Origin of the sequence: Streptomyces sp. NPDC057950, from assembly GCF_042887295.1 — a bacterium.
GTDB classification, from domain to species: Bacteria; Actinomycetota; Actinomycetes; order Streptomycetales; family Streptomycetaceae; genus Streptomyces; species Streptomyces kaempferi.
Map to the genome: position 1 here is coordinate 130,757 of NZ_JBHVPP010000026.1, position 18,144 is coordinate 148,900.

At 69.5% G+C, this 18,144-nt stretch carries 15 protein-coding genes; 11 read left to right on the top strand and 4 right to left on the bottom strand.

Features of this window, described 5'->3' with window-relative positions:
• From ACFVTC_RS35510 to ACFVTC_RS35540, 7 genes are all read left to right on the top strand, one after another.
• Entirely contained in the window at positions 1-492 is a 492-nt protein-coding gene (locus ACFVTC_RS35510) for a DUF2975 domain-containing protein (RefSeq protein WP_390132741.1), read from the top strand.
• A complete protein-coding gene (locus tag ACFVTC_RS35515) occupies positions 492-713 on the top strand; it encodes a helix-turn-helix domain-containing protein (protein WP_390132743.1) in 222 nt (73 codons plus the stop codon). The genes ACFVTC_RS35510 and ACFVTC_RS35515 overlap by 1 nt, the downstream gene beginning before the upstream one ends.
• Before the next feature lie 245 nt (positions 714-958).
• Positions 959-1,918, top strand: coding sequence for a patatin-like phospholipase family protein (locus tag ACFVTC_RS35520; protein WP_390132745.1), 960 nt, complete (start codon positions 959-961; stop codon positions 1,916-1,918).
• A gap of 694 nt (positions 1,919-2,612) precedes the next feature.
• A complete protein-coding gene (locus ACFVTC_RS35525; RefSeq protein ID WP_390132747.1) occupies positions 2,613-3,005 on the top strand; it encodes a hypothetical protein in 393 nt (130 codons plus the stop codon).
• Positions 3,002-4,183 (top strand): YbhN family protein, encoded by a 1,182-nt coding sequence (locus tag ACFVTC_RS35530; RefSeq protein WP_390132749.1) that lies wholly within the window; start codon positions 3,002-3,004, stop codon positions 4,181-4,183. The genes ACFVTC_RS35525 and ACFVTC_RS35530 overlap by 4 nt, the downstream gene beginning before the upstream one ends.
• Before the next feature lie 449 nt (positions 4,184-4,632).
• Positions 4,633-5,826, top strand: a complete 1,194-nt coding sequence (locus tag ACFVTC_RS35535) for an ABC transporter permease (protein ID WP_390132751.1) — start codon at positions 4,633-4,635, stop codon at positions 5,824-5,826.
• A gap of 44 nt (positions 5,827-5,870) precedes the next feature.
• Positions 5,871-6,035, top strand: a complete 165-nt coding sequence (locus ACFVTC_RS35540) for a sigma factor-like helix-turn-helix DNA-binding protein (RefSeq protein ID WP_390132753.1) — start codon at positions 5,871-5,873, stop codon at positions 6,033-6,035.
• A gap of 138 nt (positions 6,036-6,173) precedes the next feature.
• Here ACFVTC_RS35540 and ACFVTC_RS35545 read toward each other — a convergent pair whose 3' ends face one another.
• Positions 6,174-6,776 carry a TetR/AcrR family transcriptional regulator gene (locus ACFVTC_RS35545; RefSeq protein ID WP_390132755.1) on the bottom strand — a complete coding sequence of 201 codons (603 nt, stop codon included), beginning with the start codon at positions 6,774-6,776 and terminating at the stop codon, positions 6,174-6,176.
• Between the two features lie 374 nt (positions 6,777-7,150).
• On the opposite strand from ACFVTC_RS35545, the gene ACFVTC_RS35550 reads away from it, so the two are divergent.
• The 3 genes from ACFVTC_RS35550 to ACFVTC_RS35560 all read left to right on the top strand — a co-directional run bounded on the left by ACFVTC_RS35550 (position 7,151) and on the right by ACFVTC_RS35560 (position 11,271).
• On the top strand, positions 7,151-7,813 hold the full coding sequence (locus ACFVTC_RS35550; RefSeq protein ID WP_390132756.1) for a nitroreductase: 663 nt from the start codon (positions 7,151-7,153) through the stop codon (positions 7,811-7,813).
• A gap of 303 nt (positions 7,814-8,116) precedes the next feature.
• Entirely contained in the window at positions 8,117-10,405 is a 2,289-nt protein-coding gene (locus ACFVTC_RS35555; protein ID WP_390132758.1) for a tectonin domain-containing protein, read from the top strand.
• 200 nt (positions 10,406-10,605) lie between these two features.
• Positions 10,606-11,271 carry a hypothetical protein gene (locus ACFVTC_RS35560; protein ID WP_390132760.1) on the top strand — a complete coding sequence of 222 codons (666 nt, stop codon included), beginning with the start codon at positions 10,606-10,608 and terminating at the stop codon, positions 11,269-11,271.
• A gap of 67 nt (positions 11,272-11,338) precedes the next feature.
• Here the strand turns inward: ACFVTC_RS35560 and ACFVTC_RS35565 are convergent, their stop codons facing one another.
• The 3 genes from ACFVTC_RS35565 to ACFVTC_RS35575 form a co-directional block, all read right to left on the bottom strand.
• Positions 11,339-11,767 carry a pyridoxamine 5'-phosphate oxidase family protein gene (locus ACFVTC_RS35565; protein WP_390132762.1) on the bottom strand — a complete coding sequence of 143 codons (429 nt, stop codon included), beginning with the start codon at positions 11,765-11,767 and terminating at the stop codon, positions 11,339-11,341.
• A gap of 534 nt (positions 11,768-12,301) precedes the next feature.
• Entirely contained in the window at positions 12,302-15,100 is a 2,799-nt protein-coding gene (locus tag ACFVTC_RS35570) for a hypothetical protein (RefSeq protein WP_390132764.1), read from the bottom strand.
• A 369-nt stretch (positions 15,101-15,469) separates the two neighbouring features.
• A complete protein-coding gene (locus tag ACFVTC_RS35575) occupies positions 15,470-17,020 on the bottom strand; it encodes an alpha/beta hydrolase (protein ID WP_390132766.1) in 1,551 nt (516 codons plus the stop codon).
• Positions 17,021-17,144: 124 nt separating this feature from the next.
• Here ACFVTC_RS35575 and ACFVTC_RS35580 point away from each other — a divergent pair, with 124 nt between their 5' ends.
• Positions 17,145-18,086 (top strand): MerR family transcriptional regulator, encoded by a 942-nt coding sequence (locus tag ACFVTC_RS35580; RefSeq protein WP_390132779.1) that lies wholly within the window; start codon positions 17,145-17,147, stop codon positions 18,084-18,086.
• The last annotated feature ends 58 nt before the right edge of the window (positions 18,087-18,144 follow it).

The following is an 18,144-nucleotide window of genomic DNA, read 5'->3' on the forward strand; positions in this document are numbered from 1 at the left end:
ATGGGAAAGCTGGCCGTACGTGCGCTGCGCGCCGTGCTCGTGGTGGTGCTCACCGGCACCGTGTTCGTACAGGCGGGGATGGTGTGGGCGTTGGTCAGCGGGAACGACCCGGAGGACGGGTCACTCCCACTGACCCCGCTGCGCGTGATCACGATCCTGGGTATGGCATCGGCCCAGGTCGCCCTGTTCTGCGTATGGCGACTGGTGACGATGGTGCGACGCGGAACCGTGTTCTCCCACGCCGCCTTCCGGTACGTGGACATCGTGATCGGCGCGATCGTGGCCGCCGCCCTCGTGTGGTTCGCCGTCACGGCCATCAATGCGCCGGGCCAGCGGGACGACCCGGGCGTCACCGTCATCATGGGCGGGGTCGGCGTAGCCATCCTGGGAGTCGCACTCATCGTGCTCGTACTGCGGATGCTGCTCGCCCAAGCCGTCGTGCGCGACGTGGAAGCGGCGCGGATGCAGGCCGAGTTGGACGAGGTGATCTGATGCCCATCGTCGTCGACATCGACGTGATGCTGGCCAAGCGGAAGATGTCCGTGGGCGACCTCGCGGACCGTATCGGCATCACCCCCGCCAACCTGGCGGTACTCAAGAACGGCCGCGCCAAAGCGGTACGCTTCGCGACCCTCGCCGCACTCTGCGAAGTACTCGACTGCCAGCCCGGCAACCTCCTGCGCTGGGAAGCCGAAGACGCCGCGGACGGATGACCCTCCCACGCGCGGGCTTGAACCCCCGGGACCACCGGCCTGACACGCCACGCCGACTCCGACCGGCGGCGAGGACCGGATGGACGGATCGAGTGACTGAGGGCGATTACCGCGCACGGTGACGACCGGGTCCTGACCCATGTCACAGATCCACGACGGTGTCCGCGCCGTCGGATTGCGAGCTTCTGGGAGCCACAAAGGAAAACGAATGTTCGTCTTGACTCATCTTCCGTCAGTGCCGCAGGATGGGCAGCGCCAAACAGAACGATTGTTCCCGGAAGGGAGGAGGCGCCATGAGTACCCTGCGAACCGGAAGTTCGGCGATCGCTCCGTTTCAGGTTCCCCGGGAAGACGGGGTCCTGTCCGTGCCTTCGACGGCTGAGCCGGCATCGCCCGACATCGTGGCGTTCGTACTGCAGGGCGGCGGCAGTCTGTGCGCATCGCAGGTGGGCGCGCTGCGGGCGCTCACGCGGGCGGGGATCACCCCTGATCTCGTCGTGGGGTCTTCGGCTGGTGCGCTCAACGGCGTTGCGTTCGCCGCCGACCCGAGCATCGAGGGCATCGAGCGGCTGGAAGCGCTGTGGCTGAGCATCAAGCGCCGGCATGTCGCGCCGTTCTCCCTCCGGACTCTGGTCATGGCCGCGGTGGGGCGCGGAGAGGCGGCGGTCTCGAGCGCGGGACTGCGGCAGTTGCTGCGGTTCGGGGTCGGCGTCGGACGGCTCGAGGACGTGGTCGTCCCGGCGCACGTCGTGGCGACCGATTTCGAGACCGGTGCCGCGGTCGTTCTGTCCCGGGGCAACGCCGTTTCAGCGCTGCTCGCTTCGGCGGCCTTCCCGGGGCTGTACGCTCCCGTGCGCGTCGGGGAGCGTCTTCTCATCGATGGCGGCGTGTCTGCGGACACGCCTGTGCTCCAGGCGGAAGCACTCGGCGCGACCACCATCTACGTGCTGCCTGCCGCCGTCACGAAAGAGACGGACCGTCACGCGCATGCGGTCCTGCTCGCCGCCTACCGGGCGGTGGGCCAGATCCTGGACGAGCGCGAGCGGCGGGACGTGGCGGCAGTCCGCGGGTCGGTCGTACGACTGCCGGCCGCCGACACCCCGGTGGGTAGCCTCATCGACTTCCGTGACACCCGGCGACTGGTCCAGGCCGGCTATTCCCTCACCCGGGACTGGCTCGCACAGCGGCCCGCGGTCATGACGTGAGGACGCCTGATGGCCGTCCTGCCCGCTTTCACACCACATCCGCTTCCCCGTCCTTCACAGTCACCGGCTGGGCGCGGGCTGCCGAGTCGGTGGGGGGAATTGCTGCTGGTGGTACTGCTGTACGCCGTCCACGGGACCACGCAGCCGCCTCGCCGCGGCGACACTGACCGCACTCATCGCGCACTGGCGTTTCCCGACCACGCCGCCCTGCCCTCCTCCCCGCGCGGGCATCCACGACACCGTCGCCGATGTCGAGCAAGGAGGCTGGTGGAGCGAGCAGACCGACGCGCCGCGACGGCTCCGCGGCTTCGTCAACGCCTACGTTCCTCATCCCGCTTCCGGGCGCGGTCGTCGGCCTCGTCCGCACCGCCGGCGAACACGCCGTCAGGCCGAAGACCCGGCCCGGTCACCCCTGCCGATCGCCCGGAACACTCCCGAGCCGACCTGGGCAGACCGCTCAACTCCACAGCCGAAGCTTCCCCCTAGGTAGTCCACCATGATCTTTCCCCCTCCTCCCCCACCTCCGGGCGACGGGGACCACCCAAGTGCCGGGCAGAGGTCATCAGACAGCGGTGACGGCAAGGCCGACGGCTGGCTGTGCAGCCGGCGTCGCGGCCACGCCTCCTCGCGTCTGCCACTGCACTTCGTAGAAGCCTTCCTCGTCAGCCGTGGCGGCAGAAGACCGGCAGAGGGCGTGGTGCGCTTCCGGATATCGGACAGCGTCGAAGAGCGCCGTTCCTGGCACTCCTGGTCGCGCCGGACAGACATAGGGCGTCAACTCGCCCAATCCGCGGGAGAGCTACGGCTGGTCCGCAACCGCCCCTCTCATCAAAGCATCACCCCCCAGGCCCCTGTCGCCGTACTCACGGTCAACGGCATCACCGACGTCACTCCCCTGGCGCGTCTCAACATCGCCAACCCATCAACGTGTTCGGTCGGCAAGGAACGGGGTCGTACCGCGGTCGCCAGCCTCGACGTGCATTTCCTCGCGGGGCTTTGGGACCTGATGGTGCCGGAGCACACACGGTGTCAGGTGCACCTGGAAGGCTCGTTCCGCATCCTGCCGCACTGGCCGTTGCCGCGATGAGCCTGAGTGGTTCGCACGAGGCGCACGAGGCCGGGACCGGGACCGGCGGGGAACGCGATCGGGGCACGGACGCGACGAGCGGTCCGGAGCGGGCTCACCGGACCAAGCGGTTCACGCCCGTGCTGCTCCTGCGTCGGCGCAGCGCGGTGATGGCAGGCGTCGTCGTGGTGGTGGTGATCGCCGAATCGGTGGTGATCGCGCCCTACGCGCGCCGGGCGGCAGGGCAGTTGGCCCATGCTCAATTGACATGGCTCATTCCGGCCGTCGCCGGTGAGATGGTTTCCATGATGATGTTCGCCCGCCTTCAACGGCACGCGCTCGGTACCGGCGGACTGCGCGTCCGGCTCGGTTCCGCCACCGCCACCGTGTTCGCCGGCAACGCAGTGGGCGCGACCTTGCCCGGCGGTAGTCTGCTCTCGCTCACCTACCGGACGCGCCGCATGCGTTCCTGGGGCGCCAGCGCGTCCCAGATCGGCTTCGCTCACGCGGTGACCGGTGTTCTGAGCACCATCGCGTTCGCCTTGCTCGCCGGTGCCGGCAGCGTCCTCGCGGGGGACAGCTCTCGACTCCTCTGGGTCGCCGTCCAGGTCGGGGCGATCTGTACCCTCACCAGCGCCGTGCTCGCGTTGCTCCACCACCCCGCCGTGCTGCGTCGGCCCCTCCGTGCTCTTTTTCACCTGCTGCGCAGGCTGCGCCGCGGTGTCGTGGAGCAGACGTCGGCCGACCGGCTCCTCGACGAACTGGCTGCCATGCGTCCCCCGGCCCGGTTCTGGGCACGGGGGCTCGGTCTGGCCCTCCTCAACTGGGGCGGAGATTTCGTGTGCCTGCTCGCCGTGTGCCGTGCGGTCGGCGCATCACCCTCGTTGAGCACGGCGCTGTTCGCCTACATCGCCGGGATGACGGCCGCGTCAGCGCTGCCGTTGCTGCCCGCGGGGATCGGCGTTCTCGACGCGGCCCTGGTCCTCACCCTGCACCACGGTGGGGTACCCGTCAGCGCCGCCACAGCCGCCGACCTCCTCTACCGGACGATCAGCCCCGGACTGGTCAGCATCGCCGGATGGATCCTGCTGGTTCAACACCGCCGACGACCAGCCCGCCCTCAACGCGTGCGCGACTCCGACGACCACGCCCGAACCGTTTCGGCAACCCCCGATGCGACAGCGGAACAAGCACCGTGATCTGTAGGACGTGGGCCGGGAGTAGCCGTACGACGTGGGCCGGGCAGAGCCGTACGACGTGGGCCGGGCAGAGCCGTACGACGTGGGCCGGGCAGAGCCGTACGACGTGGGCCGGGCAGAGCCGTACGACGTAGGCCGGGCGTAGGCGCCCCGGCTCCGTGGCCCCTCGGCTGCCCCCGAGGCGGGCCACTTTCCGCGCCCCGGCCCGGCCCGCCCCAGCACAGCCCAGCCTGGACCACGGCGTCCGCGATCACAGGCCGTGGCCGCCGGGACGCTGGGACGCCGAGACGGCGACCCACCGCGGGCACGGCAATCCTGAAGGCGCCCGGCGGCGCCGAAGGATCTCCCCCCCTCCCAAGAAAAACGAATGTTCGCATTGACGTGCGTCAGTGACGACGGCAGACTTGAGGCTTAAGAAAATGATCGTTCGTCTTTTTAGGGGTAGGATCGTGAAGAAACTGTCGGCGGGACCGCCCTCATGGCGCCGGACCGTCATCGTGACCGTGGCATTGCCGCTGGTGATCTCGCTGGCCGTGATGGCATACGCATGGCCCGCATCGCGCATCGCGCCCCGTGATCTGCCCGTGGGTGTGGTCGGCACGAGCACGGCCGGCCAGAAGGCGGTCGAGGGCCTGGCGCACAGCAAGCCGGGCGGATTCGACTTCCACCTCTACCCCACCCAGGCATCGGCGCGGTCCGCGATCAAGAACCGTGAGATCTACGGCGCCTTCGTCGTCACCGCCGGCCACGTCACAGTACTGGAGGCCACTGCGGCGAGTACGACCGTGGCTCAGCTGCTCACCGCGACGGGCCAGCAACTCGCCGCCCACGCGGCCAAGTTGCCCGCGAAGACTGCCACACCGCCTGTCGGCACGTCCCACAGGTCCACTGTGGGGAAGAGCCTGGCCAAGCCGGCGCCCAAGGTCGGTTTCCGAACGGTGGATGTCGTGCCCACCGCTGCCGACGACCCCCGGGGTGTGGTCTTCAACTCGGCGCTTCTTCCTCTCACGATATGCAGCATTCTGATCGCGGCTCTCATCGCGACGTCGGGTGCCCAGATGTCGGTGTGGCGCCGACTCGTCGACCTGTTCGCCGCGTGCGCCGCCACGAGCCTCGCCGCCTATCTGGTCGCCGAGGGTCTCCTCGGTGCCCTGCCGCACGAGCATGTGGCCACCTGGGGGGCTCTGTCCCTCACCATGCTCGCCATCAGCGCGACCAGCGTCGGCCTGATCACCCTCATCGGTCCTGCCGGGATCGGGCTCAGCGCGGCGCTCATGGTCTTCGTGGGGAACCCGTTCTCCGGCATCACGTCCGCGCCGGAACTGCTGCCCAAGGCCGTGGGCGACATCGGCCAGTGGCTGCCGCCGGGCGCCGGCGCGAATCTTCTGCGCAGCACGGCCTATTTTCACGGCGCCGGATCCGCAGGCCACATCGCCGTTCTCGTGCTGTGGAGCACTCTGGGGCTGGCAGCCGTCACCTTCGGCCGCCGAGACTCCGCCGTCGCGAACAAGGGGCTCGCAGAAGATCTCGCCGACGACGACAGGAGCGCGGATTCCCCGGCCGGAAACGGAACCCCGGCGGCCTTGCCGTCCACACTCGCGAACCGTCCGCACTCGCACGCCCGGCACCCCGCCCATGAATGAGGCAGTCGTTCACCGTCACGTTCACGCGTGAGGTCGCGCCACCCATGGAACGACTCACGCCGGCCCAGCGGGCGGCGTACGTGCCCCGGGAAGCATTCGACTACCCGTACCGGCAGATCGCCGAGACCCTCGGTCAGTCCCCGGCCGGCGCGCCCCGGCTCGTCAGCCGGGCCTGTCGCGAGGACACCGTGCCGTGGTCCTCACGGTGAACGTCGGAGCGCGCACCACGCTGACGCAGTGCTGGTGGTGAACCCGTCGAAGCTCGGTTCCCTGACGATCCGAGCATGGGGAAGGTCGGCTGGACGGTCGCTCCGGCAGATCCGTGGAACCACTCGTGGCTCGACGGCTCAGGACGTCGCCGGATCCGGCCAGAGAGCCCGCAAGGCGTCCGGAACGTCCTCCAGAGACTGGGAGTCCCCCATCGTCAACTGGAGAATGTAGCCGGGCAGCATGCACATCAATGTGGCGGCAATCGCTTCCGGAGACGCCGCGCGCGTGAGTCTGCCGCTCTGCTGGTTCTCGCGGATGACATCGGTCAGAGCGGATCGCATCTGCGTCAGCAGGTCGTCGAACTGCTCGGCCAGCGAGGGGTTCCGCAGCGATTCGGACCAGGCCAGCACGGACAGCCCGGCGATGTTCTGCTCAGCGGTCTTCGTCTTCACGATGTCGAGGACATCGGCGATGAGGTCCCCGATCGAACTGCTCGGGCGGTTCCTGGCGACGCTGTTGACCATCGCCAGGACGTCACGCATGTTCTCCTCGACGATCGCCGTGATCATCTCGTTCTTGCTGGCGAAATGCCGGTACACCGCGCCGGCCGAGAGGCCCGACTCCGCGAAGAGATCCTGCATGGATGTCGAATGGAATCCGTCGCGCAGGAAGCACCGGCGCGCCGCGTCCAGGATCTGCGCGCGGCGGGCGTCCATGTACTCCTGCGTGACCTTGGGCATGGATCCATCCTATGCGGAAAAAAACGAACCTTCGTGTTATCTTAGCATACGGGGGGTACGTCGGCCGGTTCCGCGGTTCGCGGTACGGGATGCGCCGACGCCCTGCTCCGGAGGCGCCGCGAAGGCCCCGTAGGCCGCGCGTCGCCCCGGGACCACCGCGCGACCCACCAGCCCCGTGTTCCGCCCGCCGCCGAACCCACCCTCCCGCACACCGACGGTACGGCCCGGCCGGCGAGGCCCTCGCAAGACACCTACCACCGACCTCCCGCGCGGACGGTTTCCGGCATGCCTGTCGTACCGGAACGAGCGCCGGCTTGTCACATTTCGCTCCCTTCCGTGGTCGATGAAGTGAGAGCGGACGGAGGTGGGAAGCCGTGGACGTCTATGAGGCCGTGGTGACCCGTCAGGCAATGCGCGCATTCACCGACAGGCACGTGCCCGGCGAGGTACTGGAGCGAGTTCTGCGCGCAGCGGCCTGGGCGCCGTCGGCGTCGAACCTTCAACCGTGGCACCTCTACGTGCTGACCGGCGAGCCGCTGGCCGAGCTCAAGAAGCGCGCCGGCGAACGGGTGGCCTCGGGCGACCCCTGGGACGAACCGGAGTACGAGCAGTACCCGCCGACGCTGGAGTCCCCCTACCACGAGCGCCGGTCCGCCTTCGGCGAGCAGCGCTACGGCGCACTCGGCATCCCGCGCGAGGACCTGCAGGCGCGCCAGAGGGCCGCGGCCGCCAACTGGGACTGCTTCGGTGCGCCCGTCGCGCTGTTCTGCTACATCGACCGTGACATGGGCCGACCCCAATGGTCCGACGTCGGCATGTATCTGCAGACCGTGATGCTGCTGCTCCGCGCCGAAGGACTGCACAGCTGCACACAGATGGCCTGGGCGAAATACCGGACGACCGTCGCGGAGGTCCTGTCGCCCCCGGACGAGCTCATCCTCTTCTGCGGCATGTCGGTCGGATTCGAGGACACCACGACGCGTTCCCCCCGCACAGGCCGGGCACCGCTCAGCGAGACGGTGACGTACGTCCGCTGACGATGAGCAAGCCACGAAGGCCCGACGCGGCCCCCATCGGCGCCTCGGTCATCATCAGCCCCGGACTGTCCGTCTCCCGCGCCGCTTCCCGCACCGGGCGCACCCTCGCCCCACCGGCAAGCGGCCGCGTTCACCGCGGATCGCGACGGCCTGACGGCCGCGTGGAACGGCGCGGAACGGAGTGGAACGCCCAACCCTCAGGTGGTCACGCGGGGCTGCACAGGCAGCGCACTTTTGAGGGTGCGCGGCCTCGAACAGGTCGGCTCCACCGAATCAGCACATGGGCCGAGAACCGGGACAGGGATGAACATTTCGAGAAAGAGCCGGCTGTTCGCAGTCGTCGGGGCCATGGTGGCCTCGCTGGCCGTGTCCGGGGGCACCGCGTCGGCGAGCGTGCCCGCAGGGGCCGCCGACCGCGCGGCGAACTCGCAGAACTTCAGCATCACTTCCAACGACCAGCAGAACCAGTTCGTCCAGGCGATCGGTACCCCCGACGCGACGGTGGTGATCGCGGGGAGCGTCAATCTGGACCTGAGCGGCCTGTCGGCCATACCGGTAGCGCCGGGGGTTCGGATCATCGGCGACCGCACGGTCGTCGCGAAAGGGCCGCGCATCTTCACGACGACGTTCCCGCGCACGCTGCTCACCATCGGGGACAGCAACGGCGGGACCTCGGACAACGTGCGGATCAGCGGGATCAGGTTCGACGGCGGGGAGCCGATGGACCCCGGAGCGTCGGTGGGTACCACGGACGCCAACGGTATCGACATCTGGTCCAGCCAGAACGTGGAGATCGACCACGACGAGTTCGCCCGGTGGCGCGGTGCGGCGATCAACGTGCAGGATCCGGGCAACCGGATCAACCGCGCCAACGCCGACACGGTGTGGGTGCACGACGACTACATCCATGACAACCAGCACCCCACCATGGACGGCATCGAGGACGCGTTCGGCAGCCACCACGGCGCCGGCTACGGGGTGGCCCTGAACAACGGCGCCTACGCGCTGATCGAGAAGAACGAGTTCCAGGCCAATCGCCACTCGGTCACCGGCGACGGCCGGCCCGGCACCGGGTACCTCGTGTACCGCAACCTCATGGAGTCACCCGGACTCGGCTTCTCGCTGCTGGGATGGGACCACTACGAGCACCTCATCGACATGCACGGCCGCGGGGACTGCTCCAACTACCAGTGCGGGCCGGCGGGCGAGTACGCCGACATCGCCTACAACTCCTTCCCCTCCACGAACTCGACCGAGATCAAACTGCGCGGCACGCCCTCGGACGGTTTCGACGTCGAGAACAACGTCTTCGCCCACACCGTCAGGTGGTCCACCACGTTCACCAACGGTGCGCTGGACCAGACCGAGACCGGTCTGCACGACAATGGCGGGAACATCCTCGGGGCGAACCGGGACAACCAGCGCACGTGCGACTTCGACGGCGACGGCATCACCGACCCCTTCATGACCACGGGCTTGACCTGGTGGTACGCCACCAGTGCCGGCGACCAGCACTGGGTCTACCTCAACCAGTCGAACGAGCGCATCGCCGACCTCCGGTTCCGCGACGTCAACGGCGACGGCTTGTGCGACGTGACCTCGGTCAACAGCGGCAAGGTGTACTACACCCACCGTCAGCTCGACGACGCGGTGCGTCCCGGCAACGGCCTTCCCACGGTCACCCCCACCCCCGGTTCCTCGGTCGCCATGGCCTCCCAGGACGAGACGGACGCCACGAAGGGGGTGCAGGCGTTCGCCGTCGACGCGCAAGGCGGCCTGCACACCACCCACATCGTCCCCGGGCAGCCGGCCCCGGACTGGACCGCCGACTACGACACCCCCGCCCCACTGACGTCCGTAGCGGCGGCGACCAACGCCGACGGGCGGATCGAACTGTTCGCCCTGGACCGGAACGGGCTGATCCACTCGCGTGCGCAGACGAGTCCGGGATCGAGCGGGTGGTCGGCATGGAGGAACATGGACGGCATCCTCAACTCGATCTCCGTGGCGCGCAACCAGAACGGAACCCTCCAGATCTTCGGCACCAACTCCGCCGGCTCGATCTTCACCCGCTCCCAACTGCAGCCCTCGGTCGACAACTGGAACGGCTGGCAGCAGATGGACGGCCTCCTGAACAAGATCGTCGCGGGAACCCACGCGGACGGGACGATCGAGGTCGACGGGTTCAACTTCAACGGCACCCCGTTCCACCGCCGGCAGGCCACCGTCAACGCCACCAGCCCCGGGTCCGGCTGGTCGCCCTGGGCCCAGATGTTCACGAATCAGGGGGTGCTCACGGACATCTCCGTAGCCCCCACCTCGTACCAGGAGTTCGCGTTCTTCGGTGTCTTCGGCGACGCGGCCTACCAGAACACCGAGGTGGCATGGGGCGGGTACAACGGCGGCGGATGGCATCCCCTCACGTACGGCAGCGGCATGCACGGCGTCGCCGCGCAGCGCTGCGGCGGTGACGTGCTCCTCATCGGCGTCACTGACGACGGGAAGACCGAGATCAACGAGATCGGGGGCGGGTTCATCGGTGGTGATTACGGATGGAGCCTGATCAACGGTGCCAGGGCGCGTGCCACCTGATCCGTGCCGAGGACGCGGTGAGCTGACGCAAGGCCGAGCGGGCGGTCGAACACCTCCGAACCGACGTGAACGGAAGGGGAGTTAACGTAGCCTCCGGCGCCCCGTCGAAACGGCCGGGGACCCTCGCGACGGGGCGGCTGCGACACTGCCGGGCGGGAGCGCCTGCCGCCGTTCGGCGATCACATGCCTTGGGGGCACACATGGGTACATTCCGGCGCACCAACCTGTTCTACGGCGTCGGCCACGAGCAGGTGTACGCCGCGCTGGAGGAGTTCTGGCACGGCGAGGAGCACACGCTCAACCGCGAGGACGTCAACGACGTCAACCGCGACTCCTACGCCCTGCACGAGCGGCGCGGCGACTGGACCGTGCTGGAATGGACCCGGGGTTGGGAGTGGGACCTGCGCCGACGCGCCCAGCTCCACGTCTCGCGCGCCTACGACTGCCCCGGGCTGCTGGTCTTCATCTACGACGACGACTTCTGGGGCTGCGAGCTGTTCCACCACGGCACGGCGATCGACCAGTTCCAGCAGGAGACCGGCATCATCGGCGCCTTCTTCGACGACCTTCCGTGCCAGGGGCGCCCCGACCTCCTGCTGGCCCAGTTCCCGGCTCTGGACCTGGACATCGAGCACGCCCGCGCCTACCTCACCCACTACAGCATCCACGACCCCGGGTACAAGGACATCGACTGGGAGGACGAGCACGACCCTCTCAACAGCCCCGCCCGCCCTGGCGATGCCTACGGCCGTCTCGAAGGCGGCGTCTACTGGGACTTCCAGAGCTTCCTCGGCGTCGACTACTGTGCCCCGGTCTGGCGGAGATTCACCACCTTGCCACAGGCACCCACGAGCACGGACGACTGATCCCCTCCCCCGGACGACCGAAGGTGACCACACGCACCCCGGGTCCGCGACCACGCCTTCGGCGGTGTCAGGCGATCGTGCCCAGGTCGGCGCCGGTCCAGTGCTGCGGCCGCATCCGGACCACGACGTGGTCAGCGAGTTCGGCCTCGGCCCATACCGTGTATCGGTCCAGGGCCTCGCCGCGGAGGTACCGGGCGGCGAGGTCACGGTGGGCGGTGGGGCCGGGTTCGGCGACATCCGTAACGGGACCTTCGACGGACACGTACCGAGGGGTCGGTTCGCTGCGCTCCACGAGGAGGCTGAACCGGCCGCTGGCTTTGATCAGGTTCAGTTTGCGCGAGTTCGCGCCGGTGAGGATCCACGGCATGCCGCCGGGACGGTAGCCGTACCAGATCGGTACCAGTAGCGGCCCGCGGCTGGGACCGGCGGTGACACCCAGCGCGGCGACGTGCGGCTGCGCCAGGAAGGCTTCGCGTTCTTCACGTGAGAGTGCCATGCACCCGACTCTAGGCTCGGGCGCCCACAGCGTCTTCACTCTCCAGCTCCAGCGGCGCGCTGATGTCGTGCACCAGGTCGCTCGTCGACCGTGGCGGAGGAGCATGCCGGCTCCACTCATGGTCCCGGCATGCTCCTCACCGTGCGTGGTGTCGGACGGCGTCCCGGAACGGACAGTCTCCTGCTCACCGGTACGTACGAATTCCTTGGGCCGCCTGAAGGCACCCGGCTGGGTGTCAGGGCGGGCACCACCACCCCGCCGGACACTGCTCGGTGGTGCGCCGGCTGACGCCAACGCACCACCCTCCTTGGGCCGCATGGCCGCGGCCGGAGGCCGGTATGGGCGAGATCGCCGCGGTTCGGTGGAGGCGATCAAGCGAGCACCGCGAGGGCTGTTCGACGGACACCCGGCCGGCACTCGGCCGGCACCGGGCCGCTCGGCGAAAGCGCGCTTCCACAACAGTCGTCCCCGCGCATGAACCGGGCGGCGTCGCCGCGCTCACCGGGTCGCCTGCGCGGCGGGCATGCGCCGCCGTCAGTTGATCAGGTCGAATTCCTCCCAGGGCCCGATCGCCGTTCGGTTGGCGATCAGCGGATCGACGCCGGCGTTCTCGGCGGTGACGTAGTCGCCGTTGACCATGGACTTGAGGCTGACACTGCCGTCGCCGTTGTGGATGACCTCGAACTGCTCCCAGGTGCCCACCGTGTTCACCTTGGCCAGCAGCGGGTCGGCGCCGGCGTTGTCTGCGCTGACGTACTTGTTGTTGGCGTGAGCGCGGAGCGCGATGGCGCCGTTGCCCTGGTCGATCAGGTCGAACTGCTCCCAGGGGCCGATGGCGGTGCGGTTGGCGATCAGTGGGTCGGCGCCGGCGTTGTCGGCGGTGACGTAGTCGCCGTTGGCGTGCGCTTTGAAGGAGACCACAGTGCCGTTGCCCGGTGTGCCGCCACCGCCGTCGATGCCGATCTGAACGGTGCCCAGGTGTCTGGCGGTGGTCGCCGGGGACCCGGAGACCTGTGCGTAGGGCAGCGCCGTGGTGGGGGCGGCGACCTGCTCGACCAGGTAGGACTGGCCGGAGACGACCGGCACGTTGAAGGTACCGGCGGTGGTGGAGGGGACCACCACCGCGTTGCCGGAGCCGTTGACGACCTGAACCGCCTTGCCGGGCCAGGGGTTGCGGACCTTCATCGTCTGTGACGAACCGGCCTGGATGGCCACGGTGACGGGGCTGCCGCCCTGCACCTGCACGTTCACCTTGGTGTTGCCCTGTACCGCGACGGTGCCGCTGACGTCCCAGCCGGCCGGCCACGCCGGGGGGACCCGGAGGGTGCCGTCGTAGTCCTGCACCAGTGCCTCGTCGAGCGCGGTGGCCACTCCGGCGGCCTGCTCGATGTAGCCCTCGGTACCGACGGTGCTGCCCAGGTCGGACAGGCCGTTGATGTACACCTGGTGGGCCTGTGTGATGGCGACCAGCCGGGAAGCGACCTCACTGGCCATGCCGAGGCGGGCCGCATCGATCGCGTCCATGTTCCAGTCGTTGCCCGCGCCGTAGAACACCCGGTGGTTGTAGGTGCGCACCGCGAGGTCGTGCGGCGCGCCAGGGTCGTCCGTGATCAGGTTGTACGGCCACACCGGCTCCAGGTCGATGTTCTCGCCGTTCCTGACCGTCGCGGTCGGCTGGTAGGACCAGGCGATGACGTCGTTGCTGGAGGAATCCGCCGACGGCGGCAGGACCTGGGTGTGACCGTAGTCGGTGCGGGCCCACGGTGGGATCTGGCTGAGGGCCGTGGTGAGTTGCGACTGCAGGGAGGTGTCGGTGTTCAGCAGTTTCGCGGCGCTGACCACGGCGGGGAACAGCGCGGCATCGGCGGCCAGGTCGGTGGTGGGGTCCTGCACCGCCCACTGTGTCTCGTGCGCGTTCGCCACCGCGTGCAGCTTTCCGTCGGATCCCACTTTCTGGTAGGCCAGCAGGAAGGTCGCCGAGTCCCGCATCAGCGGGTAGTACGTGCGCAGGAAGTTCAAGTCGCCGGTGTCCTGGTACTGCTGCCACACGTAGAGACTGATCTCCGCGCCGGAGGTGACGTCGAGGGCGTTCCAATTGGGGCTCCCGGGCCGGCTGCAGGCCGCGTTGGCGCCGGGCGACGGGTCGCCGCCGTTGCCGTTGAACCGCATGACCTCCGGCACGCAGGCCCCCGCCAGGCCGCCCATCTGCTGCTTCGTCCATGCCTCGATGGCCGGCAGATTGTCCTGGTACAGGTTGAAGATCGGGATGTTGAGGGCGAAGTTGGCACTGCTCATGTTCGCCGAGATCTGCGTGCGCAGATTCCACAGCCACGTCGCCGACGGCGTCCAGTTCTGATGGTCCTGGCCGAAGTTGAACATGTCGGCGACCCCGGCCTGGCTGCCGGGGATGGCGCCCCGCATGGACGCGGCCTCCATGAACAGGTAGATCGTGCGCAGCGACTCCATGTACTGGGCCTGGCCGTCGGAAGAGTTCGCCTCCAGCATTCCGCTGTTCGCCCAGTAGTTCGCCCACCAGGACTGCTGGGTGGACAGCAGGGAGGATTCGGCGGCGCCGGCGTCCGAGCCCAGCAGCGCGGAGGCGGTGCTGCCGGCGCTGCCACCGGTCCAGGTGGGTGCGCCCGCGATCACCCGGAAGGACCCGTCGGCGTTCGGCGTGAAGTTCACTTTCACCTGCGCGCTGTTGACGACCTGCGCCGAGACGCTCCGGCCACCCGCACTCAGTGCGGCCAGCGATCCGAAGGTCCGCCCGGAACTGCCGGCTTCCTGATTGTCCACCCACGTCTCGGCCAGCGTGCCGATCGCTCCCGAGGCCGCCGCCTGTGGGCTGCGCCCGGACCACAGACTGATCGAGGCGGACTGGGCGGCGCTGGGATCGGCGCCGGTGACGTCCACCACCAGCTCGTCCTTCGTGGCCGACACCCACGCCTTGAGCGTCATGCCGCCGCCGGACTCGTTCAGCACCCCGGTGTACAGGTCGAGGTAGCCCTTGAAATCCGCGGCGCCGGTCAGCTTCGACAGGCCGGGAATGTTCACCTGCCCGGGTGACTTGCGGCCCGGCAGCGTGTCGGAGCGGTTGAGCTGCGCGGTGAATCCGTTGGCCGCCCACACCGCGGTGCCGAGCGAACCGTTGCCCAGGGGCAGCGACTGCGCACCAGCCGAGTTCGGCTTGCCGAGCACGATGTCGGACCGGCGGACCACATTCGGTGTGTCCACGTGGAAACTGCCGTTCTGCCAGGCCGTGGTCGTGGTGGCGGCCGCGGCCGAGGCCGACCGCGCAGCTGTGGGGACAAGGAGCCCGGCCGTGAGAAACACGGCAGCTACTCCAGTTAATGATCGGATCATTCTCTGACGCCGAGATATGTGATGCCGTGGCAGCATGATCGCTCCTAATGCGCGCGACACGCAACGCATGCGGGTAAGTGAGCGGAAAAATGCACGAGTTGGCGAAGCACACAGTGGGCGTTCAGGCGAGAGCATGTCAAGAGACCAAACTCAAATACATCCGATGTGTCTGATGACCGGGCGAGACCGGAGATACGGGTTGCCGGCGCGGCGCGGCGCGGCGCCGACGATCCGGAACTCACCGAGGCGCTCCGCCCCGCTGCCCGCTGCGGGGCCGACGCACCCCACCTCCTCCATGCCTGGATCGTGTTCCAGGCCGCCCGCACCGCGGCCGGCACCTCACACGCGAGACACGCTTACGGTGCGGCCTCCTCCGGTAAGGCGGTTCACCACCGAGCGCATCGCGTGGCGCAGGGCGAGGCGCGTCTCGTCGGACGGGTCGCGGGTCTCGAAGCCGTGGTGGCCGTTCGGCACGTCGACCAGTTCCAGGTGTGTCCCGCGGTCCTCGGCTGCGGTCACGAACGCCTCCACGGTGGCCGCGACCTCGGGAGTCTCTCGCCCCGCGCGGAGCAGGACGACGGGCAGGGCGCCGGCTCGCGTGACCGCCCGTACCGGATGGAACCGGCTGCCGGACAACCCCCAGTTGGACGGTGGCGCCAGGATCGGGTACGAGGCGGCCAGGCAGCGCAGCCAGGCAGGGGGGTGCCTCAGCCAGTCCGCGCTGAGCAGGCCGCCGCTGGAGAAGAACCACAGCGCGATCCGGTCGGCGTCCACCCGGGGATCGGACCGCACCAGTTCCACGGCGGCGGTGACGTCCGCGGCGGCGTTCTCGAAGTCGCCGACATCGTGCAGCCGGTGGTCGAGGGTCACGCCGATCACACCCTCGGCGGCCGCCAGGCGGGCGTGTCCCACCAGCGTCGGCCAGTCGCGCGGGGTCGGCCGGCCCCCGGCGGGCACCGGACCGCCATGCACGAGGACCACGGCCGGTAGCGGGCCCTTGGCGTCGGGGACGTACAGGTCGACATGTCCCTTGCGGTCGCGCGGCACTTCGCGCACCTCCAGCGGGAACGGCCGCAGATGGACGGGCGTCGCAGCGGCGTCGGCCGGTCGCAGGCGGCGTCCCTCGCCGGTCGCAGCAAGCAGCAGCACGTCCGCAAGTGCGGAGGGGCAGGACAGCATCGGCCAGTGGCCGGTGGGCAGTTCGAAGAAGGTGACCCGGGGGTCGGTCAGGGGCGCCATCGCGGGGTCGCCGAGATCGACGCGTTGTTGCAGCAGGTCGACGCCGACACCGTTACGGGTGCACAGCACTCCGGTGGCGGGCACCGCGGCCGCCGCTCCGGTCAGCCGCAGCGGCTGCAGCAGGGTGCCCAGCGGTTGCGGCGCGGCAAGGGCCGTGAGCCGCTCCAGTGCCCATACGGACAGGCCGGCCGTACTGCCCCACCGTCGCCACTCGTCACCGGAGGGCGGAGCCAACTCGCCTTCGAGGGCGTCGCTATGGTCCGAGTCGGACAGCTGTGCGCGCAGGGCGCGGTCCGGTACGGCGGCCAGGGCAGGAACGCCGTTCTGTGGCATTCCGCAGTCCAGGTACACGACGCGGGCGACGTGCTGGGGCCGTCGGTCGGCGGCACCGAGCACCGGATGGATGCCGTAGTCGTGGCCGACGAGCACGATCTCACGTCCGGGTGCCGGGCCCACCGCGTCGATCACCGCGATCACGTCCGCGATGTGCGTCTCCAGACCGACGGGGCCGGACGCGGCGGGGTGGCCCGCGTCGACTCCGGTGAGCGGGACCGCGTGCACCTCGCCGCCCGCCTCCGTCAGTCGCGCGGTTGTCTCCTGCCACACACCGGCGCCGGTGAACACGCCCGCCACCATGATGAACACGGTCATGACTCTCTCCTCGGGTCCGACACCTGACGTCACGCCGGTCGCGTGCGTCCAGGTCCGCGGGCCCGGACGTAGCCCCGGGCCGCCTGCGCCAGTACCGTAGGAACTCCCGCAGAGGGAGGTTCAACTGTCGTCGCACGAGGCTGTGTGGAGCATCGGTGAGCTCGCCGAACGCGCGGGAGCCACCGTGAAGACCGTCCGCTTCTACTCCGACCGCGGTCTGCTGCCCGAGGCGTCCCGTAGCGGCGGCGGGCATCGCCGCTACGGCGCCGAGGCGTTGGAGCGACTGCGGCTGATCCGCTCCCTGCGGACTCTGGGCCTGCCGCTGCCCGAGGTGCGCCGGGTCCTCGAGGACGAGGGCGCGGCGGGCCGGGTGCTGGAGGACGCCGTCGCGGGCCGTCTGCGTGAACTGGGCAGTGAGGTACGGGCGTTGCGCTGGCGGGAGGCCGCGCTGCGGCTGGTGCGGGAGTGCCCGCCGGCTGAGCGGGCCGACCGGCTGCGGCTGATCGGCGCGGTGAACGTCCCGCCGAGCACGGCGCCGCTGGCCCGGTTCTGGCGTGCCTGGCTGCCCCCGCGAATGCCCGCCCGGGCGACGTCGGCGTTCTTGGAGGAGGCCGTTCCCCAGCCGCCCGATGAGCCGGACCCGGCGCAGGTGCTCGCCTTCGCCCGGCTGCATGCGATGACGACGGGTCCCTGCCCGGGCGGCCGGCGGCCCCAGCCAGAGGTGCACCGTGTGGGCGGGGCCCACGGGGCCGCCGCGCTGTACGCGGGTCTCTCCGAGGCGTACGAACTCGCGGGCTCCCCGCTGCGGCGGGCACGGGACCCGCACCCGGGTGAGGCGCTGGACGCCTATGTGGCGGCGTACGCGAGCGTCTACGACAGCCCCGACAGCCGGGAGTTCCGGCGCCTGCTGGCCCTGCGGCTCGCCGCCGATCCGCGTCTGGACCGGTACTGGGAACTGACGGCCGTGGTGCTCACGCCGCCCGGTGGCGCGCCGGAGCCGACGCCGGGTTCCGCGGACGAGTGGCTGCGCACGGCGTTGGAGCGGGACAACGCCGCCGCCGCGTAGACCACAAGCTCGAGGAACCTGTGCGGAGCCGCGCCGCGCGGTCCGTCCCGGCCGGGAC

Excerpts from the sequence above, each read along its gene's own strand:
- ACFVTC_RS35510 (WP_390132741.1), top strand. The coding sequence starts at position 1 with ATGGGAAAGCTGGCCGTACGTGCGCTGCGCGCCGTGCTCGTGGTGGTG.
- ACFVTC_RS35515 (WP_390132743.1), top strand. The coding sequence starts at position 492 with ATGCCCATCGTCGTCGACATCGACGTGATGCTGGCCAAGCGGAAGATG.
- ACFVTC_RS35520 (WP_390132745.1), top strand. The coding sequence starts at position 959 with ATGGGCAGCGCCAAACAGAACGATTGTTCCCGGAAGGGAGGAGGCGCC.
- ACFVTC_RS35530 (WP_390132749.1), top strand. The coding sequence starts at position 3,002 with ATGAGCCTGAGTGGTTCGCACGAGGCGCACGAGGCCGGGACCGGGACC.
- ACFVTC_RS35540 (WP_390132753.1), top strand. The coding sequence starts at position 5,871 with ATGGAACGACTCACGCCGGCCCAGCGGGCGGCGTACGTGCCCCGGGAA.
- ACFVTC_RS35545 (WP_390132755.1), bottom strand. The coding sequence starts at position 6,776 with ATGCCCAAGGTCACGCAGGAGTACATGGACGCCCGCCGCGCGCAGATC.
- ACFVTC_RS35555 (WP_390132758.1), top strand. The coding sequence starts at position 8,117 with ATGAACATTTCGAGAAAGAGCCGGCTGTTCGCAGTCGTCGGGGCCATG.
- ACFVTC_RS35560 (WP_390132760.1), top strand. The coding sequence starts at position 10,606 with ATGGGTACATTCCGGCGCACCAACCTGTTCTACGGCGTCGGCCACGAG.
- ACFVTC_RS35565 (WP_390132762.1), bottom strand. The coding sequence starts at position 11,767 with ATGGCACTCTCACGTGAAGAACGCGAAGCCTTCCTGGCGCAGCCGCAC.
- ACFVTC_RS35575 (WP_390132766.1), bottom strand. The coding sequence starts at position 17,020 with ATGACCGTGTTCATCATGGTGGCGGGCGTGTTCACCGGCGCCGGTGTG.